Annotated in this window: 18 protein-coding genes; 14 read left to right on the top strand and 4 right to left on the bottom strand. The window is 67.7% G+C overall.

The window, feature by feature from the left end:
* Nucleotides 1-173 precede the first annotated feature (173 nt).
* From HPY23_RS19795 to HPY23_RS19770, 6 genes are all read left to right on the top strand, one after another.
* On the top strand, nt 174-440 hold the full coding sequence (locus tag HPY23_RS19795; RefSeq protein ID WP_091881432.1) for a hypothetical protein: 267 nt from the start codon (nt 174-176) through the stop codon (nt 438-440).
* A gap of 93 nt (nt 441-533) precedes the next feature.
* Nucleotides 534-2,363, top strand: a complete 1,830-nt coding sequence (gene ilvD, locus HPY23_RS19790) for a dihydroxy-acid dehydratase (RefSeq protein WP_091881430.1) — start codon at nt 534-536, stop codon at nt 2,361-2,363.
* Nucleotides 2,364-2,377: 14 nt separating this feature from the next.
* Complete coding sequence (locus HPY23_RS19785) at nt 2,378-3,562, top strand: winged helix-turn-helix domain-containing protein (RefSeq protein WP_413231114.1); 1,185 nt, start codon at nt 2,378-2,380, stop codon at nt 3,560-3,562.
* A 577-nt stretch (nt 3,563-4,139) separates the two neighbouring features.
* Nucleotides 4,140-5,330 carry a glycosyltransferase family 61 protein gene (locus tag HPY23_RS19780; RefSeq protein ID WP_091881424.1) on the top strand — a complete coding sequence of 397 codons (1,191 nt, stop codon included), beginning with the start codon at nt 4,140-4,142 and terminating at the stop codon, nt 5,328-5,330.
* Nucleotides 5,331-5,416: 86 nt separating this feature from the next.
* Nucleotides 5,417-7,060 (top strand): rhamnan synthesis F family protein, encoded by a 1,644-nt coding sequence (locus tag HPY23_RS19775; protein ID WP_200601776.1) that lies wholly within the window; start codon nt 5,417-5,419, stop codon nt 7,058-7,060.
* A complete protein-coding gene (locus HPY23_RS19770; RefSeq protein ID WP_200601775.1) occupies nt 6,997-9,069 on the top strand; it encodes a rhamnosyltransferase WsaF family glycosyltransferase in 2,073 nt (690 codons plus the stop codon). The genes HPY23_RS19775 and HPY23_RS19770 overlap by 64 nt, the downstream gene beginning before the upstream one ends.
* A gap of 366 nt (nt 9,070-9,435) precedes the next feature.
* Here the strand turns inward: HPY23_RS19770 and dnaE are convergent, their stop codons facing one another.
* Entirely contained in the window at nt 9,436-12,972 is a 3,537-nt protein-coding gene (gene dnaE / locus HPY23_RS19765) for a DNA polymerase III subunit alpha (RefSeq protein WP_091881419.1), read from the bottom strand.
* Between the two features lie 526 nt (nt 12,973-13,498).
* Between dnaE and HPY23_RS19760 the strand changes: the two genes are divergently transcribed.
* From HPY23_RS19760 to HPY23_RS19735, 6 genes are all read left to right on the top strand, one after another.
* A complete protein-coding gene (locus HPY23_RS19760) occupies nt 13,499-14,866 on the top strand; it encodes a glutamate--cysteine ligase (RefSeq protein WP_091881416.1) in 1,368 nt (455 codons plus the stop codon).
* 234 nt (nt 14,867-15,100) lie between these two features.
* Entirely contained in the window at nt 15,101-15,535 is a 435-nt protein-coding gene (locus HPY23_RS19755; RefSeq protein WP_060846875.1) for a hypothetical protein, read from the top strand.
* Between the two features lie 179 nt (nt 15,536-15,714).
* Nucleotides 15,715-15,987 carry a sulfurtransferase TusA family protein gene (locus tag HPY23_RS19750; protein ID WP_091881414.1) on the top strand — a complete coding sequence of 91 codons (273 nt, stop codon included), beginning with the start codon at nt 15,715-15,717 and terminating at the stop codon, nt 15,985-15,987.
* 32 nt (nt 15,988-16,019) lie between these two features.
* Nucleotides 16,020-16,604 (top strand): NUDIX domain-containing protein, encoded by a 585-nt coding sequence (locus tag HPY23_RS19745; RefSeq protein WP_091882079.1) that lies wholly within the window; start codon nt 16,020-16,022, stop codon nt 16,602-16,604.
* Nucleotides 16,605-16,754: 150 nt separating this feature from the next.
* Nucleotides 16,755-17,057, top strand: a complete 303-nt coding sequence (locus HPY23_RS19740) for a hypothetical protein (protein ID WP_091881411.1) — start codon at nt 16,755-16,757, stop codon at nt 17,055-17,057.
* Nucleotides 17,058-17,321: 264 nt separating this feature from the next.
* Nucleotides 17,322-17,480: a hypothetical protein gene (locus HPY23_RS19735; RefSeq protein ID WP_167543913.1), complete on the top strand. Its 159-nt coding sequence runs from the start codon at nt 17,322-17,324 to the stop codon at nt 17,478-17,480.
* 1,194 nt (nt 17,481-18,674) lie between these two features.
* Here HPY23_RS19735 and HPY23_RS19730 read toward each other — a convergent pair.
* Nucleotides 18,675-18,875 carry a hypothetical protein gene (locus HPY23_RS19730; protein ID WP_060849328.1) on the bottom strand — a complete coding sequence of 67 codons (201 nt, stop codon included), beginning with the start codon at nt 18,873-18,875 and terminating at the stop codon, nt 18,675-18,677.
* 306 nt (nt 18,876-19,181) lie between these two features.
* Between HPY23_RS19730 and HPY23_RS19725 the strand changes: the two genes are divergently transcribed.
* Nucleotides 19,182-19,592 carry a phospholipase A2 family protein gene (locus tag HPY23_RS19725; protein WP_060846870.1) on the top strand — a complete coding sequence of 137 codons (411 nt, stop codon included), beginning with the start codon at nt 19,182-19,184 and terminating at the stop codon, nt 19,590-19,592.
* 23 nt (nt 19,593-19,615) lie between these two features.
* Here the strand turns inward: HPY23_RS19725 and HPY23_RS19720 are convergent, their stop codons facing one another.
* Nucleotides 19,616-20,542, bottom strand: a complete 927-nt coding sequence (locus tag HPY23_RS19720; RefSeq protein WP_091881405.1) for an oxidoreductase — start codon at nt 20,540-20,542, stop codon at nt 19,616-19,618.
* 154 nt (nt 20,543-20,696) lie between these two features.
* Between HPY23_RS19720 and HPY23_RS19715 the strand changes: the two genes are divergently transcribed.
* Entirely contained in the window at nt 20,697-20,921 is a 225-nt protein-coding gene (locus HPY23_RS19715) for a hypothetical protein (protein ID WP_139234853.1), read from the top strand.
* Nucleotides 20,922-20,946: 25 nt separating this feature from the next.
* On the opposite strand, the gene HPY23_RS19710 is transcribed toward HPY23_RS19715, so the two are convergent.
* On the bottom strand, nt 20,947-21,540 hold the full coding sequence (locus tag HPY23_RS19710; protein WP_139234852.1) for a COG3904 family protein: 594 nt from the start codon (nt 21,538-21,540) through the stop codon (nt 20,947-20,949).
* Nucleotides 21,541-21,589 lie beyond the last annotated feature (49 nt).

The raw sequence follows: 21,589 nt of genomic DNA, 5'->3' as shown, positions 1-21,589 counted from the left end.
GCTGGCCGGGGGAAATCCCTTTGGGAATCGCGCGCGGGATCCCCTCTCCCACACGGGAGAGGGGATCCCGCGTTGCGGGGAAGGGTTCGCGCGCGCGAAGCGTGACCACGCGTCGGGAACTTCGCCGTGTGCCCCGCGTCGACTCAGGCCAGGTTTTTCGAAGGACCCACCCCATGTCGGCCCGCACCCTTCTCACGCCCCTTCTCGCCCTCGCGATCCTCGCCCCGCTCCCCGCCCTCGCGCAGGTGAGCGAGACCGGCACCGGCGGCGGGCCGGCCTCGACGATCAAGGCGCCCAACACCGCCGGCACCGGGCAGACGGTGCCCAAGCCCGGCGCGCTCGGTCCGAACGAGACCGCCACCGTCTCGCCGCAGATGCGCCGGGAGGCCAAGCGCGAGGACGCGATCATGAAGGGCATCTGCATCGGCTGCTCGAAGTAGCGACCGGTCGCGGACCAGACCTGCATGGAAGGACTTGCGGGAGACGGGCCGGCGGCGGCATGACGCGAGGGAGCCTCCCTTAGAAGAGTTCCCATGCCCGCCTATCGCTCCCGCACCACCACCCACGGCCGCAACATGGCCGGCGCCCGCGGCCTGTGGCGCGCCACCGGCATGACCGACGCCGATTTCGGCAAGCCGATCATCGCGGTGGTGAACTCGTTCACGCAGTTCGTGCCCGGCCACGTCCACCTCAAGGACCTCGGCCAGCTCGTGGCGCGGGAGATCGAGGCGGCGGGCGGCGTCGCCAAGGAGTTCAACACCATCGCGGTCGATGACGGCATCGCGATGGGCCACGACGGCATGCTCTACTCGCTGCCGTCCCGCGACCTGATCGCCGATTCGGTCGAGTACATGGTCAACGCGCATTGCGCCGACGCCATGGTGTGCATCTCGAACTGCGACAAGATCACCCCCGGCATGCTGATGGCGGCGCTGCGCCTCAACATCCCGGTGGTCTTCGTCTCCGGCGGGCCGATGGAGGCCGGCAAGGTCCACCTCTCGACCGGAATCAAGAAGGTCGACCTCGTCGACGCGATGATCGCCGCCGCCGACGACCGCGTCACCGACGAGGACGTGCAGGTGATCGAGCGCTCGGCCTGCCCGACCTGCGGCTCGTGCTCGGGCATGTTCACCGCCAACTCGATGAACTGCCTCACCGAGGCGCTCGGCCTGTCGCTGCCCGGCAACGGCTCGGTCCTGGCGACGCATGCCGACCGCAAGCGCCTGTTCGTCGAGGCCGGCCACCTCATCGTCGATCTCGCCAAGCGCCATTACGAGCAGGACGATGCGTCCGTGCTGCCGCGCGCGATCGCCTCGATGACGGCGTTCGAGAACGCCATGACCCTCGACATCGCCATGGGCGGCTCGACCAACACGGTGCTGCACCTGCTCGCCGCGGCCTATGAGGGCGAGGTGCCCTTCACCATGGCCGATATCGACCGGCTGTCGCGCCGGGTGCCGGTGCTGTGCAAGGTCGCGCCCGCCGTCGCCAACGTCCACATGGAGGACGTGCACCGCGCCGGCGGCATCATGGCGATCCTCGGCGAGCTCGACCGGGCCGGCCTGATCGACACCAATGTCGGCAATGTCGGCTCCGGCACCCTCAAGGAGGCGCTGGCGCGCTGGGACGTCGCCCGCACCACCAGCGAGAGCGTGCGCGAGTTCTACCGCGCGGCCCCCGGCGGCATCCCGACCCAGGTCGCCTTCAGCCAGGCCTCCCGCTTCGACGAGCTCGACCTCGACCGCGAGGGCGGGGTGGTGCGCGATTCAGCCCACGCCTATTCGCAGGATGGCGGCCTCGCGGTGCTCTACGGCAACCTGGCGGAAGACGGCTGCATCGTGAAGACCGCCGGCGTGGATGCCAGCATCCTCAGCTTCTCCGGCCCGGCCCACGTCTTCGAGAGCCAGGACGCGGCGGTCGAAGGCATCCTGGGCGGCAAGGTCAAGGCCGGCGAGGTGGTGCTGATCCGCTACGAGGGCCCCCGCGGCGGCCCCGGCATGCAGGAGATGCTGTATCCGACGAGCTACCTGAAGTCGAAGGGCCTCGGAAAGGCCTGTGCGCTCGTCACCGACGGGCGCTTCTCGGGCGGCTCCTCGGGCCTGTCGATCGGCCACGTCTCGCCGGAAGCGGCGGAAGGCGGGTTGATCGGCCTCGTCGAGCAGGGCGACCGGATCGAGATCGACATCCCGAACCGGCGCATCCACCTCGCGGTCGATTCCGACGAGATCGAACGCCGCCGCGCCGCGCAAACCGCGAAGGGCTGGCAGCCCGCCGCCCCGCGCAAGCGCAAGGTGAGCGCCGCGCTCCGGGCCTTCGCCAGCATGACCACCAGCGCCGCCCACGGGGCCGTGCGGAAGATCTAAAACCGATGGGGATCGTGCGGCTGACGCCTTCCGAAGCCCGCCGGGTCGCCCTGGCGGCGCAGGGATTTCATGCCGCACGCCCTGCCACCGCCGGTCCCCGGCACCTCGCCGCCACGATCGACCGGCTCGGCCTGCACCAGATCGACAGCGTCAACGTTCTGGTGCGGGCGCATTACCTGCCGGCCTTCTCGCGGCTCGGCGCCTACGACACGAGCGTCCTCGACCGCCGCGCCTGGGGCCCAAGGCGCGACCGGCGGCTGTTCGAGTACTGGGCGCATGAATGCTCGCTCCTGCCGCTCGCGCTCCACCCGCTCCTGCGCTGGCGCATGGCCCGGGCCGATCGGGGCGAGGCCGGCTACCGGGCGATGCGGACCTTCGCCACCGAGCGCCGGCTCGAGGCGATGGCATTGCTCGCGCGGCTGCGCGACGAAGGCCCGCTCTCGGCCTCCGACATCCAGACCGGCCGGGCCGGCTGGTGGGCATGGAGCGAGCCCAAGCGCATGCTCGAATGGCTGTTCTACGCCGGCCACGTCACCACCGCGACGCGGCGGCGCAGCTTCGAGCGGGTCTACGACCTCACCGAGCGGGTGATCCCACCGGACATCTTTTCCCTGCCCGACGTGCCGGAGGCGGAGGCGCAGGCCCAGCTGGTCGCCCTCTCCGCCCGGGCGCTCGGCCTCGCCACGGCGTCAGAACTCCGCGACTATTTCCGCCTCGACGCGCCCGATGCCGCCGCGGCCATCGCCCGGCTGGTGGAGGAGGGCCTCCTGCTCCCGGCCGAGGTGCCCGGCTGGCCCCCCGCCTACCTCCACCGCGACGCCCAAACCCCCCGCCGCGTCTCGGCCCGAGCCTTGCTCGCCCCCTTCGACCCCCTGGTCTGGGAGCGCGCCCGCACCGAGCGCCTGTTCGGTTTTCGCTACCGCATCGAGATCTACACCCCGGCGGCGCAGCGGCAGTACGGGTATTACGTGCTGCCTTTCCTGTTCGGGGAGGCCTTGGTGGGGCGGGTGGATTTGAAGACGGATCGGGCTGGGGGGAGGCTCTTGGTGCATGCCGTGCATTGGGAGCCGGGGGTGGTGGAGGGGGCGCGGGAGGCGTTGGAGGGGGAATTGCGACTGCTGGCCACTTGGCTCGTCCACAACGACGTGAACCTCCGCTCCCCGCGTCATGGACAGCCGGAAGAATCGGATCCGGCATGAATGTCCGGCCAAGTCGCAGGGACTAAGCGGTGGCAGTTGCCAGATCGCTCGTTGTCGCGGCGACGACGATGCCTCGGCGCGCATAGGTGGTATCCTGCCTGAATGTAATGCCGACGAGCCGTCGGCCGAGCCCCACGTCTTGTAAAACGCACGATGATCAGGCCGTTCGCGTAGTGCGCCTGCCAAATCGAATTCAGCATATCAATGCGCTTTATTCAATTATGATGTAATTCGACGATAGGGCATTAATAAAATTCTGCTATAAATAGTAAAACAAATCTCCCTTTCATCCCCTAATCGTTTCTATAATTTACAATTATGTTTTCTATTTTGTATTTATATCTAATATAACTTGAAATTAATAAATTTTTATATTTAAAATATGTAGTTATTATTTAAATATAACCAATATTATAAAGATTTGTATTTTATATCATCATTAAAATACATTCATAAATCCTGATAACGACCGATAACCTTCGGCCAATCTCGCGTCGAGAGGTGCGTTGACATTCCTGCGGTACTACATCATGGCGACGTAAAATTTTCTTTGAATACCGCGAAGCCGGATGTCCCAATGAACCGTCAAGCTCACGAAGGCGTATCCTGCGCTCCCCACAATCTTTATATACAAGAAGAATGGCACGATCCTCACATTTCATTCGAGCGCATCCATGAAGTATCTGCTCCTGCGAAGTCAGAATTTCAAGTCTTGCGTCCTATCTTCGCACGCCAAGCCATCAGGCGCCCCTTGCCTAAGCGTGTCATTGGGCCGACTTCCGGCGATGTCGACGAGCTTTTAAAGCATTACACAGATATTAACAATCGATATACGAGTTCAAGCCCATCTTATTTAGTTCGCATCGAGACAGCTATCATCTGGAAAAATATGATATTTGTTCAATCAAATAACGAAATATCGCCGCTGTACGAAAATTTTCGCATCATTGATCGACAGGAAAAGGGAACCGCGCTTGCTGAACAATTGAAAAGCAAAACTATCCATGCGATCGAAGATAGCGTTTCACAGGTCGTATTTTTTGGATCGGTTGGGTCTTTTAATTATGGCCATTGGTTAGTTGATGATCTATCGCGTCATGCCGGCCTTGAGTTTATTGATCGTCCCACCATCTGTATTTTCTCACAGATGAGCGAGGCAATTGATGCCGTCAGGCAGGAGGGCATGGTTCTCGCTGCAGGCTCGCGACCCTGCGTGAGCCGCTTCATAGATCCCGATATCCCGCTCAGAGTGAAGGACCTACTGTACGTCACACCCTGCTCCTTGCACCCGTTTCTCAAGAATCCGCATGCGATGACCTATGTTAGGGATCTCGGTAGGCGATCGGTTGCGAGTGGCTTGCCGATGCGACGGCTCTTCGTGAACCGAGCGGACCGGTGGCCGCGCCGCCTCACCAATGCCGCGGATCTCTCGGCGATATTCCGTTCGCGCGGTTTCACGGAACTCACCACTGAGGGCCTGTCGTTACGCGAACAGATCGAGGCTTTCGCGCAAGCCGAGGTCGTTGTTGGGATCATGGGGGCGAGCATGACGAGCACGGCGTTCTGCCTACCGGGCACACCGCTGCTCTACCTTGCGCCGAGCGGTTGGCATGAACCTTTCTTCTGGGACCAGGCAGCAGTATGCAACCACGCTTATCACGTGCTGTTCGGGACCCCGGACGCGGACGACCCCCATAACTTATACCAGAAATCGTTCTCCATCGATCCGCAACAACTCGATGCCGCGATCGATGCGCTCATCCGCTAGCGAGTCTAGCTGCCAGTACGCCTACCGTTGAGTACGCCGCGACTCGTGTCGCGCTATGTCGTCAACGCCTAAATTTTGGGTTAATTATGCAAATCACAACTATTCTCCGTCGCCTAAATAAGGCAGGCAATAAAGACGTTAAGATTCGGCGTGAAGCCGCCGAAATTGCAGGCACTGTCTATTTCGACGAAGTGTTCTACCGTATTGCTGCCAACATCGACGATTCGGTTGATGCAGCCGAGCATTACTGCAGGACCGGTTGGAGGGCAGGTCTCAATCCGTCGCCGTATTTCGATACACGTTACTATCGCGCGCAGTACCGCGACGTGTCGAATTCGGATGCCAATCCACTCATCCACTATCTCCGCCACGGCGCGGCAGAGAAGCGTCAGCCAGACCCGAAGTTCGATGTCCCGGCCTTCACCGCCTCGCACCCCGAGGCCGCGGAGCCCGGTGTCGACGCGGCGGCGGTCTGCCTGCGCCTCTACGGCCGGTATCAGACCACGGCGCCGGCCCAGACCTTCACCGCACCACTATCGCAGGCTGGGTGGCGCTCGGATCCAGACATCGTCGCCCAGTGTCGTGCGCTGTTCGACGAAACTTTCTACGTCTCGATGAATGATGAGGCGAGCTGGGCCGGCTACGATCCGTTCGATCATTACATGGATCACGGATACGGTGAGAACCGCGACCTTGCGCCGAACTTCGATACGCAATACTATCGCCGCCGTTACCTGCGTGGCGCGCAGCAGCACGATAACCCACTGTTACATTACGTGAATTACGGCCGCAAGGCCGGCCATACGACGCATCCGGACCACCAGATCGTCCTCGACGATGTAGTGATTGCAGGCGATGACAAGCTGTCGCTCTGCCTTCACGTCCATTGCTACTACCCGGAATTGTTCCAGGAGTTTCTGCCTGGGTTGCACAACCTGCCGCATTCAGCGCACATCTTAGTCACGGCGGTGACGAAGGCGGATGCGACCTACGTAGAAAACCTGCTGCAGCGCGAAGGGCTGCTGCAGTCGCACGAGGTGCGTGTCGTCGCCAATATCGGGCGCGATCTCAAGCCGTTCCTGGTCGACTGCGCCGATGTCTGGTCCCGCTTCGACGTGGTCGGCCATCTGCATACCAAGGTTAGCCCGCACATCGCCTGGGGAGCGGCGTGGCGGCGCTACCTGCTCGACAGCCTTCTGGGTGATGCCAGCCTTGTGGCGCGGGTCGTGTCCGCCTTCGCGGCCGATGAAAAGGTAGGCGCCGTCTATCCCAACAATTACTTCCAGATTAAACAATTCATGGAGGTCGAGTACAACAGCCGGACCATCGAAGATTTCCTAAAATCGCATGACATCTTTCCACGCTCCGTCGACCAGCGGGATTATCCTGCGGGCTCAATGGCGTGGTACAGGACGAAGGCCATCCTCCCGCTCGCCGAGATCCTGAAGGACGGCGCCGCCTTCGAGGAGGAAGCGGGACACGTCGAGGGAACTTCGCACACGCGCTGGAGCGGATCATCGGCCTGTTCATCGCCGCCGGGGGGTACCGGCCGCTGCGCTACGCGACAAAAACCCGTCACCGCCTGCCGCCTCCGAGCGTTCAGTCCCCACCGATGCGGAATGCCGGAGCGCCGATCGCGAAGCGCTGGCCGCGGGATACCCCGCTGGTGGCGCGCGAGGAACTTGTTCCGCTCCGGCCGCGCTACCGTCGGCACGACCCGCGCAGCCTGAACATCCACTGGATCGTCCCGAGCTTCGGCAGCCCCGGCGCAGGCGGACACATGTCGATTTTCCGAATGGTCCGGTTCCTCGAAACCTTCGGCCACCGGCAGACGATCTGGCTCCAGAACGCAGTGCATTTCAGAGACCAGGCGCATGCCAAGTCCAGGATTCGGGAGTGGTATCAGCCGATCGGCGATCGGGTGAACGTCCTGTTCTTGCCCGACGATACGCGACAGCTCTCGGGCGACGTACTGATCGCCACGGATTGCTGGACCGCCTTCCCGGCTGCGACCGCCGCCGCGTTCCAGGAACGCTTCTACTTCGTGCAGGATTATGAGCCAGCTTTCTACCCGGCCGGTGAGATCCAGCAGATCGCCGAACTCACCTACGATTTCGGCTTCTCCTGCCTCGCTGCCGGGCGCTGGCTGCAACAGTTGATGGAGGAGCGCGGGATCTGGGCACGCGCTTGGGACCTCGCCGTCGACCACGACATCTACTTCCCACGCCCGAACATTGCGGCTCCGTCGCAGGCGATCAAAATCGCCTTCTACGCGCGAGGCTATACGCCGAGGCGCGCCGTACGCCTTGGGATCGCGGCGCTGAACGACCTGGCGCAGCGCCTTCCCGGCATTGAGGTCCACCTGTTCGGCCAGGACGATCTCGACGTCAGCGAGATCCAGTTCCCGTTCGTCAATCATGGCATCCTGTCTAGCGAGGGACTGAGCGACCTCTACCGCTGTTCCGATATCGGCATCGTCTTCTCGGCTACGAACTATTCTTTGGTTCCCCTGGAGATGATGGCCTGTGGACTGCCCCTGGTGGAGCTCGACGTGCCGAGCACGCGCGCGGTATTCTCGGGTGACGAGGTATCGCTCGCCAAGCCTGTACCATCCGCCATCGCCGCCTGCATCGAGGCCCTGGCGAAGGATCCTGCGAAGCGGGCGGCCCAGGTGGCAGCCGGTCTGACCTACGTGTCGGGCCTGTCGTGGGAGACGAGCGCGCGCCGGGTCGAATCCGCGCTGTTGGAGCGCCTGGAGCAGGTCGGCAGCCGTCCGATCGATGCTGGGACAGTGCTGGCGCGTGCCCCCGCCCTCGTCAACCGCAGGAAGGCCTCGATCGTGATCCCGTCCTACAACGCCGGCGAAGCGTTCGGACCGGTTCTCGACATGCTAGCTCGCCAGTCCTGCGACTTCGCCTACGACGTGCTGGTCGTCGATAGCGGCTCACGGGACCAAACCTGCGACCTCGTCCGGCGCTATGCCGACCGGGGGATCCGCCTCGAGACCATCCCCAACAGTGAGTTCCAGCATGGCCGGACGCGCAACTACGCCATCTCGCAGACCGAGGGCGAGTACGTGGCGGTGCTCACTCAGGATGCCCGTCCCAAGGACGAGCATTGGCTCGCCAACCTCATCGGCGGCTTCGCGATGGGCCCGCGGGTCGCGGGGGTGATCGGCCGCCACGAGGCCTATCCGGAGCACGATCCCTTCACGCGGCGCGACATGAAGGAGCATTTCGATCAGCTCGCTCTGATATCGCCGGTCGTGGACCTCGACATTGGCCTCCCGAGCTGGATCCATCCGGGCAGTGTCGCGTGGTGGGCGACCCTGATGTTCTACTCGGACAACAACTCCGCTATGGCCCGCGCGGTCTGGCAGGAAATCCCCTATCCGGAGGTGGAGTGGGGCGAGGATCAGGTCTGGGCGTTCGAGATGCTCAAGCTCGGCTTCCAGAAAGCCTATGTCGATAGCGCCGTGGTCTATCATTCCCACGATTTCCCGACTGAACGGCAGTTCTCGGTCTCGGCCACTGAGGGGGCGTTCTGGGCCGAGGAATTCGGGCTCTCACTGCATCCGGACGAGGTCGGGGCGATCACCGGGATGAAGCACCGCGACGAATCCTACGCGATGTCGCGGGGTATCAGCCGAGAGGCCCTCACGCGACGCCTGGCCCAGAACAACGCGACAGTGCGGGGGCGGCAAGCCGGCCACGCCGCGAAGACGACGACCCGTCGATGACTCCATCGACGCACGTCGCCCGAGCCACGACGGGGCATGATTAGAGCATTTTCTGCGACTAAGCAGATACCGCTTCGTCGCAGAAAATCCGGCAAAATTACAGACCTAGAGAGCTTCGCGATTGCACCGCGATCGTGAAGTGCTCTAAGTTAGAGATAAGCCTGGAACTTGCCGGTGCTGCGCGGAGCAGCGTTCCACAAAGCTATTCCCATGACGGCCAGTTCGGAGGCGGCACTGCCTTGAACCGATTCAAGAAGCCATCCAAGAACCGGTACCGAACATTCACCAGGCCGAAGGCGCTGCCGTCGCGCGCTGCCGCAATGGACCCGATAGACGAGAGTCGTTCTCGCGGGCTCCTAGAACCCCTCAACTCACTTCCACCTGCACCACCCCCGGCACCGCCCGCAGCGCCCCCGCAATCTGCGGCGTCGCCTGGTACTTCCCCCCGAGCTTCACCTCCACCTCCCGCTCACCCCCATCGAGGATCAGGATCAGCGACACCTCCCCCTCCCCTTTCACCTGCAACCGCTGCTGCACGCTGGAGATCGGGCGCTCGTCGCGCAGGTAGATGCGCATGCCCTTCTGGTGGCGGGCGGCGGCCTGGTCGAGGGGTTCGCAGGTCTGGATGCGGGCGCGGACGTCCTCGCCCTCGGTGCTCGCCTGGAGCTGGAGCACCAGGGCGGCGCCGGGCTCCAGCATGTCGCGGTAATGCGAGAGGCCTTCGGAAAAGATGATCGCCTCGAAATGGCCGGTCTGGTCGGAGAGCGTGACGATGCCGAGCTTGTTGCCGGTCTTGGTCCGGCGCTCGGCGCGGTCGAGCACGCTCGCCGCGACGCGGCCGACCGTTGAGGTGCCGGCGCGGACCGAGCGGCAGAACTCGGCCCAGGTCTGCACCCGGAGCTTTTGCAGCAGGTCGCCGTACTCGTCGAGCGGGTGGCCGGAGAGGAAGAAGCCGACCGCGTCGTACTCGCGCTTGAGCCGGTCGGCCATCGGCCAGTTCTCGTAAGCCGGGATGCGTAAATTCACCTCGGCGGCGATCACACCGCCGAACATGTCCATCATGCCGACGGTCTCGGCTTCCGCCGCGCCTTGAGCGAGCCGCATCATCGGCTCGACGGCGGCGAAGGCCTTGGCCCGGTCGGGCTCGATCGCGTCGAGGGCGCCGGCGGCGACGAGGTTTTCGAGCGTGCGCTTGTTGACCTGCTTCGGGTTGAGGCGCCGGGCGAAGTCGCCGAGATCGCGGAAGGGTGTGTCGCCGCGGGCCTGGACGATCGCCTCGACGGCGGCGCGGCCGACGCCCTTGATGGCGGCCAGCGCGTAGCGGATCGCGCCGTCATGCACCTCAAAGACGACGCCGGAGCGGTTCACGTTCGGCGGCTCGACCTTGATGCCGAGGCGCTGCGCGTCCTGGCGCAGTTCGGCGAGCTTGTCGGTGTTGTCGATGTCGAGCGACATCGAGGCGGCCATGAACTCGACGGGAAAGTTCGCCTTGAGATAGGCGGTCTGGTAGGTGATCAGCGCGTAGGCCGCGGCGTGCGACTTGTTGAAGCCGTAATCGGCGAACTTGGCCAGAAGGTCGAAGATTTCGTTGGCCTTAGCTTTATCGAGGCCGCGCTCGACCGCGCCCTTCACGAAGCGGTCGCGCTGGGCGTCCATCTCCGCCTTGATCTTCTTGCCCATGGCGCGGCGCAGGAGGTCGGCGTCGCCGAGCGAGTAGCCGGCGAGCACCTTGGCCACCTCCATCACCTGTTCCTGGTAGACGATGATGCCGAAGGTCTCGGCGAGGATCGGCTCCAGCTTCTCGTGCGGGTACCAGTTCTTCTCGTTGCCGGCGTCGCGGCCGAGCTTGCGCTCGCAATAGACCGGGATGTTGGCCATCGGGCCCGGGCGGTAGAGCGCCACCAGCGCGATGATGTCCTCGAACCGGTCGGCGCTCATCTCGACCAGCGCCTTGCGCATGCCGGCCGATTCCACCTGGAACACGCCGACCGTCTCGCCCTTCCTCAGGCGCTCGTAGGTGAGGGTGTCGTCGATCGGCAGCGAGGGCAGATCGACCTCGATTCCGCGCAGCTTCAAGAGGTCGGTCGCGGCGCGGAGCACCGTCAGGGTCTTGAGGCCGAGGAAGTCGAACTTGACGAGGCCCGCCTGCTCGACCCACTTCATGTTGAACTGGGTCACCCGCATCCCGGTCTTCGGATCGCGGTAGAGCGGCACAAGCTCTTCCAGCGGCCGGTCGCCGATCACCACGCCGGCGGCGTGGGTCGAGGCGTGGCGGTGCAGCCCCTCGAGCTTCTTGGCGATGCTCATCAGGCGGGCGACGACCGGCTCCTCCTCGATCGCGCTCTGGAGCTTGGGCTCTCCCTCGATGGCTTGCGCCAGCGTCACGGGGTTGGCCGGGTTCTGCGGCACCAGCTTCGTCAGCTTGTCGACCTGGCCGTAGGGCATCTCCAGCACCCGGCCGACATCGCGCAAGACGCCGCGGGCGAGGAGCGTACCGAAGGTGATGATCTGGCCGACCTGCTCCTCGCCGTAGCGCTCCTGGACGTAGCGGATCACCCGCTCGCGGCCCTCGACGCAGAAATCGATGTCGAAATCCGGCATCGAGACGCGCTCGGGATTGAGGAAGCGCTCGAACAGCAGGCCGAAGCGGATTGGGTCGAGATCGGTGATGAGCAGCGACCACGCCACCAGCGAGCCGGCGCCCGAGCCGCGGCCCGGGCCGACCGGGATGTCGTGCTCCTTGGCCCACTTGATGAAGTCCGAGACGATCAGGAAGTAGCCCGGGAACTTCATGTTGGTGATGACGCGGATCTCGTATTCGAGCCGGTCGCGGTAATCCTTCTCCGTCAGGCCCTCGGCCGGGCCGTGCTGGCGCAGGCGCTCGGTCAGGCCCTCTTCCGCCTGGCGGCGCAGCTCGGCGGCCTCGTCGGGGGCGATCTCCTTGGCCACCGCCGTCGTCGCGGCGGCGACCTGCGCCTGGAGGGCGGCGCCCTCCTTCGTGCCTTGCGACGGGGTCGTCAGGCTCGGCGCGCCGAAGCTCGGCAGGATGGGCTTGCGGGTCCGCGCCCGGTAGGCGCAGCGCATCGCGATCTCGACGGTCGCCTGGAGCGCGTCGGGCAGGTCGCGAAACAGCTCGGCCATCTCGGCGCGGGTCTTGAAGGCGTGGCGCGGGGTCAGGCGCCGGCGCTTGTCGTCGGAGACGAGCCGCCCCTCGGCGACGGCCAGCAGCGCGTCGTGCGCCTCGTAATCCTCGGGCTTGGCGAAGTAGGGCTCGTTCGTTGCCACCAGCGAGAGGCCGTGCCGGTCGGCGAGCCGAATCAGCTCGCCCTCGACGGCGCGCTCGTCGGAGAGGCCGTGGCGCTGCAGCTCGACGTAGAGACGGTCCTCGCCGAAGGCGCTTTTGAGGGATTCGAGGCGAGCCAGCGCCAGTTCGGGGCGGTTGGCGCGCAACGCCGCATCGACCGGGCCGCCCATGCCGCCGGTGAGCGCGATCAGGCCGCCGGCGCAGTCCTTGAGCGCCTGGGCCGAGACCCGCGGCACCTCGCCGAGGTGGTTGTCGAAATAGGCGCGGCTGGCGAGCCGCAGCAGGTGGCCGTAGCCGGTCTCGTCCTTGGCCAGCAGCACGATGTGCGGGTGACTGGCGTTCAGCTTGGCGTTCGCCTCCGGCGCCTCGAAGGCGACGCTGAGCTGCATCCCGGCGATCGGCTGGATGCCGGACCCGGCCGCCTTTTCGGAGAATTCGAGAGCGCCGAACAGGTTGTTGGTGTCGGTGAGCGCCAGGGCGGGCTGCCGGTCGGCGCCCGCGGCCTTCACGAGGTCGCCGATCTTGAGCGCGCCCTCGAGCAGGGAATACGAGGAGTGGACGTGCAGGTGGACGTAGCCGACGGGCTTCAGGATCTGCAAGGCGACTCTCGCGCTGACATGAGCGCGGCAGGATTCCCCCCGAGGCCTTAAGAGTCACGGCTGCCGGCGCACCACCGGCGCGAAATCCACCGGATTCGGGCCGAACGACCCGGGCCGTGGCCCGTGGGCCACGGCGCGCAAAGCCGGGTCGGCTCAGTGCATCGGCGAGAGCGCCACCGCCCACAGCACCACCGCGCCGGTGAGCAGGCCCATCGAAGCGACCTCCGTGACAGCGAGGAGGATCTTGCGTATGTTCATGGTCTGTCCCCTTTCGACGCCCGTATGTTTGTTCTTGTTTTGTTCCATGTCAAAGGGGGCCGGGGCCGAATCCGGTCGCGGTGGTGAACGGAGCGTTGACGGGGCACCGCCACCCCGGACGCATGTGTCGCGGGGATGGGTCTCCGGGGGTATGCGGTCGGTCGCGTTGCGGGTAGGTCGTCCGCGGCCTATTTAGGCGCAACCTTGGCGGTGGGCCGCGCGCCCGCCGGCATCATCGGTTTTTCGTTCTTCAAGCACGAGGTGGCGCATGGCGCGCGACGTGTCCGACGCGACCCCGCTCAGTGCGCGGTCCGAGCTGATCGAGTGGTTTTCGGCGGGCGAGAAACCGCACGACGCCTTCGCCATCGGGACCGAGCACGAGAAGGTCCCGTTCTACCGCGCCGACCACGCGCCGGTGCCCTACGAGGGCGAGAACGGGATCGAGGCCCTGCTGGAGGGCCTGCGGGGGCTCACCGGCTGGGAGACGATCGAGGATGCGGGCCGGGTGATCGGGCTGTCCGCGGTCGAGGGCGGCGGCGCGATCTCGCTCGAGCCCGGCGGCCAGTTCGAGCTCTCGGGGGCGCCGCTGCCGGACGTGCATGCCACCGCCCACGAGCTGAGCCAGCACCTCGACGCCGTGGGCCGGACCGCCGATCCCCTCGGCATCGGCTTCCTCACCCTCGGCATGAGCCCGAAATGGACGCGGGAGGAAACGCCCGTGATGCCGAAGAGCCGCTACCGCATCATGAAGGGCTACATGCCCAAGGTCGGCTCGCTCGGCCTCGACATGATGCTGCGCACCGCCACCGTGCAGGTGAACCTCGACTTCGCGTCCGAGGCCGACATGGTGACGAAGATGCGGGTCGGGCTGGCGCTGCAGCCGGTGGCGACCGCGCTCTTCGCCAACTCGCCCTTCACCGACGGCAAGCCGAACGGCTTCCTGTCGCGCCGCTCCGAGATCTGGCGCGACACCGACCGCGACCGCACCGGCATGCTGCCCTTCGCGTTCGACGACGGCTTCGGCTACGAGGCCTACGCGGACTGGCTCCTCGACATGCCGATGTACTTCGTCAAGCGCGGCGAGACCTATCACGACGTCAGCGGCGCCTCGTTCCGCGACCTGATGGCAGGGCGGCTTTCCGCCCTGCCGGGCGAGCGCGCCACGGTGTCGGACTGGGCCAACCACGCCTCGACCGCCTTCCCGGAGGTGCGCCTCAAGCGCTTCCTGGAGATGCGCGGCGCCGATGTCGGCGATGCCGCGATGATCGCCGCGCAGGCCGCGTTCTGGACCGGGCTCTACTACGACCAGGGCGCGCTCGACGGCGCCTGGCAGCTGGTGCGCGAGCTCTCGGCCGAGGAGCGCGAGACGATGCGCGCCGAGGCGCCGCGCCTCGGCCTCGACGCGCCGGCCGGCAAGCGCACCCTGCGCGAGCTGGCCCGCGACGCGCTGGCGCTCGCCGAAGCCGGCCTCAAGGCGCGGGCGCGCCGCGACGCGCAAGGCCGCGACGAGACGCTCCATCTCGCCCCCCTCCAGGCCATCGCGGCGACGCGGACCCGGGCCGAGGATCTGCTGGCGCTCTATCACGGGCCCTGGAACGGCTCGGTCGATCCGGTCTTCGGCGCCTGCGCCTTCTGACCGCCCGGTCTACCGGCCCGGCGCGGGACGCGCGCCGGGCTTATGCTCAAGCTTAAATCGCCGGTTCCGTACCGTCGCCCCAGTCGATCCCCTGGCGCCGGCTAACCGTAAGCGCGACCGGGGCCGCCTGACGGACGGTCAATTCTTCTCTCCCGATCCTGGAACAGACCCGGCCCCTTGCCCGTTCTTGAGGCCTACGAGGCACGTTCCTCAGACGCTTGGAGAGACGCAGACATGTCGCGCATCACCACCCTCGCCCTCGCGGCCGGCGCCGCCGCCGCCCTCACCGCCGGCACCGTCGGGGCGCAGGCCGCCCCGCTGCCGGCCGCCACCTCGGCCGCCGTCGCCGGCTCGGGCGCGACCGTCGACCAAGTGCGCTGGCGCGGCGGCGGATACTACGGTGGCGGCTACCGTGGCTATCGCGGCTACGGCTACCGTCGCGGCATCGGCGCCGGCGGCGCGCTGGCGGCCGGCGCGGCGCTCGGCATCATCGGCGGCGCCATCGCGGCCGGCTCGGCCTCGTCCTACGGCTATGGCTACCCGGCCTACGGCTACGGCGGGTACGGCGGCGGCTACGCCCCGGTCGGCGGCTACGGCTACGGCTACGGCTACCCGTCCTACGGCTACAGCTACCCGTCCTACGGCGGTTACTACGGCTACGGCTACTGATCGGCGCAACCCAGCCAGGCCGAGCCGGCTGGGTTGAGAAGGAGAGCCCGGCGCGGGACGCCCCCGCGCCGGGCTTTCTCGTGCGGGCCGGATGTGCTCCAACCATCGTCACGCGACACGAAACCGTCGCAGGGGGCGGCACAGGGCCGTCGCGGCGCGGTGCGGCAACTCGGGCGACCATGCGACGACACGACCTCGATCTGCGCGGGCTCAAATGCCCCTTGCCTGTCCTGCGGACGGCCAAGGCCCTGCGCGACCTCGCGCCGGGCGAGGGGCTGTCGGTACGCTGCACCGACCCGATGGCGGCCATCGACATTCCCAACCTGCTGCGCGAGCGCGGCGACCACCTCGATCGGATGCTGCGGGACGACGGGGTCCTGATCTTCGAGATCCACCGCGGGGCCGGGACCGGCGAGACGCCGCATCGCGAGACCGGGGAGGATGCCGCGTGAGCCGGGACAGCCAGGACGACGCGCCGCGCATCATGGGCACGCGCACGGTCTACGAGGGCTGGGCGCGCTACCTCGTGGCGGAGGTGCGGATGCCGGACGGCAGCCGGATCGGCCGCGAGGTCGAGGATCACGGGCCCGCGGTCGCGGTGCTGCCCTACGATCGCGAGCGCCGGGTCGCCCTGCTGGTGCGGCAGTTCCGCACGCCGCCCTGCTTCGTCGACGGCACCGCCTCGCTCCTCGAGGCGCCGGCGGGCCTGCGCGAGGAGGACGACCCGGAGGCCTGCGCGCGCCGCGAGGCCTTCGAGGAGGTCGGCCTCAGGCTGTCGATCCTCGAGCCCGCCGGTCGGGTCTGGTCGCTGCCGGGCCTGTCGACCGAGCGGATGGACCTGTTCCTCGCCCCCTACCGCGCCGCCGACCGGGAAGGCGCCGGCGGCGGGCTGGCGGAGGAGCACGAGAGCATCGAGGTGGTGGAGGTTGCCCTGGCGACGCTCGCCGCCGAGGCCGATGCCGGCGCCATCGCCGACATGAAGACGCTGTGCCTCCTCCAGACCCTGCGGCTGCGGCATCCCGACCTGTTCGCCGACCCGTCCGTCGCGACGGGGCGAGAACAGGACTGAGGAAAAGCCGCAACGCCGGCTTCCTGAACGGCTGGTGTACAAGCCCGCTCGTTCACGGGTTCGTGATCAGGGGTAGCGCGTCGTTCATCAGGTGTTAACTTTAGGCGGTTCCGATAGCCTCCGTCGCAGGGGCCTCGACAGGAGACGCCGATGTTCAACATTGGACCCTTCCACCGCGCGACCGGCCAGCCGGCCGGGTTCTACGACTCGCTGCTGCCGCTGGCGCCCGAACCGCTGGACGGTGCGCCGGCGAGGACGACGGAGGCCGCGCCGGCCCCTGCCGAGCCGAGCATGACCCGGCACGCGCTCTCGATGCTGGTCCTGCTCTGCCTCACGCTCGCCGTGCATTCGGCGGTCGGGTGGTGGACCCTGCCGGGCCGCGCGCCGACCCTGGCACCCTCGGCCCAGACCGCGCCGACGGTGCACGTTTCGAGCGTCCGCTCCCCGTCCTGAACGGTGGGGACGCGCTCTCCGATCGTTTCTGCATGATGTCGACGGCTGCCTCTTAAGCCGGCAACATTGCATCATAAGTGATCAACTTCACGTCTTCCTTGCCGAGGAGGCTCCGCGGCCTTTCTTGCGCGGCTGTACTTTGGTCCGATCGTGTCGAGATCCGGGCGGTTTCGTGCTCACCCCCCTTGCGCGCATCCCCCGAGTTGTTAACGTCACGTTCAAATCCAAGAAAATCAGTTGTGATTCGCGCAAGGGAGCCAGCGCATGTCCCACGTCATTCGCGTCAAGCCCACGCAGGACGGCACCTACACGGTCTATCGCGGCACGCTCGTGCTGATGAGCGGCCTGACCCGTGCCCAGGCCGAGAGCTACGAGGCCTCGCTCGCCCAAAGCGAGCGCAAGTCCGATCAATCGATCCACTGATCTCGCGACTCCGGCGCGGCGGGCCCATCCGTTCGTGCCTTCGAGACGGGCAAAGCCGGCCATTCGTCCGGCTCTGCCCTAACGTCACCCGCATCCCGCGCCCGATCCACCCCCACATGGGTCCTCGCTGGCGCCAGTGAAGACGCGGGCGGCGGATCGTCCAATCGATCCGCCCTGCCGGCAAGATATGCCACCCGCGCCACGTGCGGCTGGCCGTGCGCGCACGCGATCGTCCCTCCGCATGCGGCATCCGCCGCGGGGATCGGCCGACCCGCGAGGCCGGCGGTCTCGCGGAGCCCGTTCGGCGGCCTTTTCCCGGGCGGAATTCCGGTCGTGACGTTCTCGTCGTGACGGTCGTTGGAGCCGGGTAAGCGCGGTCCGGATCTGCGCTGCGGATTCGGGGTCCGCAGCGATCGACCGGCCGGTCTACCGCGACCCCGCCGATCGCAGGATGCCCCGATCGACGCTGACGCCCGCTTTCGGGATCGCCCGCCCGGCCGCCCGGCATGGCTTTCCCATCGCCGGAAGCGCAGCGCAATGATCGACGAATCGTGCCGACGGATCCCCGGGACGACGCTCACTCCGCGCCCGGCCCCTTCCAACCGGTGATCGCGCCGTAGAACGGGCAGGAGGGCGTTCAGCGCGTCGGTCGCCGTGCCGGGGTCGTCGATGAGCGCGCCCGGCTGGCGATTTCCGACAACGCGATCAGGCCGAGGCGCGGAGGCCGGTCAAACGCCGGTGCTGCTCGATGGCTGACGGTGCCGGTCTCATCCGCGAAGACCGAGGTTGCCCCGGCCGGCACCGTGACGGCGGGTCGGCCGCGAAGGCCCGTATCGCCCGGCGGCGGCCTCCTCGACCCGATGGATGTCGCCCATGCGGCCAAAGCCCGCGATGTGGCCGATCCAGTGCCGAAGCGTCGCCACCACCACGGCGGCGACCCGGACGGTACCGGAGACTCGCGATTGCAGCCCGATGATCCGATCACCGAGAAGGCCGTGTACGCCTCCGGTGGGAGCGGGCCGACGAGCGCCGCGACAACCCGCCAAGCCGACGCCGAGCAGGCCGATCAGCGCCGCTCGGAACCGGATCTGCTGGACGGACCCCCTGCCGATTCACGCCCGGCGGCCCGCTCAGCGGCCGATGCGCGCATGCCCATGCCTGCGACCCGTCGGGCGCATTCGGGGCCGGCCGGCCTCAATGATCCGGCCCGCCGGGCGATCCTTCGTTCGGCTCGGCCCGGTCGCGGTCGAGCTGGCGCATCAGCTCGGCGAGGCGCGGATCGAGTCCTTCGTCGAGCACGGGCTCGTAGAGGGCCTGGAGGTAGCGGCCGAGCCGCTCCCGGCTCGCCGCGTCGAGGGTCGGGCTGCCGCCGGACGGCTCGCGCGACCCGGGCATGTCGGAATCGGATGCGATCATCCGTCCTACATTTGGCATCCGGCCCGGCCCGGCAAGTCTTGCCGGGTGCTCTTTCTCGTGGATCCGGCACGGATCAGGTCGTCATGCGCCCCCGATCCGGCGAGCAACCGCCCCGGGAAGCGAGACCGTCCGACGCAACCCCGGAACCGGCGCCGTGGGTCCCCCGTTTGCCGCCACATGTCGGCTGAAGCCGATCCATCCTGGGCCGATCCACCCTGGACGGCTCGCTCCGAGGGATTGCCGGATCCCAAGGATCGTCTCGCTATGCGAAGGGACTCCTCGACGATGCGCCTCGCCACCCCGCTCATCCTCGCCTGCGGCCTGTCCACCGCCGCCCTGGGCTCTGCCCTCGCCCAGGACCGGCCGCCAGCCCTCCTCATCCACGGCAATTACTGCGGCCCGGGCAACAATGCGCCGTTGCCGCCCGTCGACGCCCTCGATGCGGCCTGCGCCCGGCACGACGCCTGCACGCCCAGCGGCGGCCTGCCCTCGCCGGCCTGCAACGCCCGCCTGCAGCGGGAGGCCGCCCTGATCGCCCGGGATCCGCGCCAGTCGGCCGACCTGCGCGACGCCGCCGGCTTCGTCGCCTTCGCGGCCGGCATGATGCCCGCCCGCTCCCGGGTGGCCTCCGCCCCGGCGCTCCGCACGATCGGGCACACCGTCCCGGCCCCGGCGGTCGACGGGGACGACGAGTAGGGGCGATCCCGGATCGCCGGATCTCAGGGCCGGACGGCGACGCCCGTCAGCGCTTCCGACACGGCCCAGAGCCGCGCGCCCGCCTCGGGGTCGCGGGCATGGAGCGCGATCCCGGCCGGTCCCGGATCGCCGCGGATCTCCCAGGGGCCGTCCGGGCCGTAATAGCCGCCGCCCTCGGCCTCCGGCGCGGTGGCGGCGTAGAGGAGCGGCAGGGCGCCGCGCGCCGCGGACTGGCCGAGGAGCCCCAGGAGGCCCTTGCCGATGCGCGCCGCCAGCGGCCCGGCCCGGTCGCCGCGCCGGGCGATCTCCGTGGCGGCGAGGCCCGGATGGGCCGCGAGCGACCGGGCGGACGAGCCGGCGGCGCGCAGGCGCCGGTCGAGCTCGAGGGCGAACATCAGCATCGCGAGCTTCGTCTGCCGGTAGGTCGCCTGCGGCCCGTAGCGGCGGCGGCGCTGCAGGTCGTCGAAGGCGACGACGCCCGACCGATGGGCGATGCTCGCCACCGCGACCACCCGGGCCGGCGCCCCGGCCCCGCTCCGCATGTGCGGCAGCAGCAGCCCGGTCAGGGCGAAGTGGCCGAGATAGTTGGTGGCGAATTGCCGCTCGAACCCGTCCTCGGTCTCCTCGCGCCGCGGCACCGCGGCGATGCCGGCGTTCAGGAGCATGAGGTCGATCGGGCCGCCCTCGGCGCGCCACCCGTCCGCGAAGGCCCGCACCGAGGCGAGGCGCCCGGTATCGAGGAGGCGCCAGCCGACCTGCGCTCCGGGATGGGCGCGCCGGATCGCCCGCGCGGACGCCTCCGCCCGGCCGGCGTCCCGGGCCGCGATCACGACCTCCGCGCCGGCGCCGGCGAGCGCGAGGGCCGCCTCGTAGCCGATGCCGCTCGTCGCCCCGGTGACGAGCGCGCGGCGCCCGGCCTGGGGCGGGATCAGGGCGGTGGTCCAGGGCATCCGCGGGGGCTCCCGTGACGGGACGAGGAGTTGACGAGATGGGGGTGCGGCGGGCGGCGAAAAGGGGCGACGCACCGGCCGCACGGATCGAAACGGCGCGCTCGCACGTTCCTTGCACGCCAAAAGGATCCCGAGGACGCGAGAAACGACCCGCATGATCGGCCGGCTCTTCTCGACCCTGCGCGCACCGTCTCCCGGCGGGGATATCCCGCAGGACGCCATCCTGGCGGCCCCGCCAGAGGACGCGGCCCGTTTCGCCCCGATGGTGCCGCTCACGCCCCCGCCCGCCGTCAACGACGATCCCGAGGGCGCCCTGTGCGACGCCGTCGAGGCGGCGTTGCGCGATGCCGGCTACCTGCCGGAGCCGCCGGCCGTGTGAGGGCATGCTGTCCGTCCGGCGCCGCTCACGGCGCCTGGAGGCTCGTAGCGATGCCGAGGCCGAGCGCGGTACTGCCGGAGGGGCGATACAGGGTGTTGAACGCCGCCTTGTCGACCAGCGTCGCGGCGCCGGGCTGGCCCATCTCGGCGTAGAACCGCCGCATGTTCTCGGTGCCGTGCGCGTTGAGCGTGGTGGCTTCGGTCCGGCTGCCAGGGCGATGCGCGGTGTGGAAGCCGAGGCCGGAGCGGCCCGACATTCCCTCGTAGACGTCCTCGCCGTGGATATAGTGGCGCCGCACGCCGCCGGCGAAGATCAGCGTGCAGGCGCTGTCGCACCGCGCGGCCTGCGCGTCGACCGCCGTGACGAGGCCAGCCCGGCGGATCGCCCGGCCGATGGCGATGCCCTCCAGCACCTTGCCGCCGCCGCTGTCGAGATAGACGACCCGCAGCAGCCGGGCGTGCGGTCCGGCGAGGAAACGGGCGAAGGCCTCGCCGTCGCCCGGCACGATGGAGCCGACGAGCGTCACCCGGTCGCCGCTCTCCGACAGGCTCATCGCGGGCGTGGGATCGGCCCCCGCGAGCGAGAGGGGCGCCGCGACCGCCAGAGCCCACCACCGCATCGCCGTTCCTCCCGCATGTCCGTCCAGATATCCTGACGGAGGGAGAGGG

This window comes from Methylobacterium ajmalii, from assembly GCF_016613415.1.
GTDB classification, from domain to species: Bacteria; Pseudomonadota; Alphaproteobacteria; order Rhizobiales; family Beijerinckiaceae; genus Methylobacterium; species Methylobacterium ajmalii.
The sequence above is the reverse complement of the archived record's forward strand: the minus strand, read 5'-3'. Positions and strand labels throughout refer to the sequence as shown.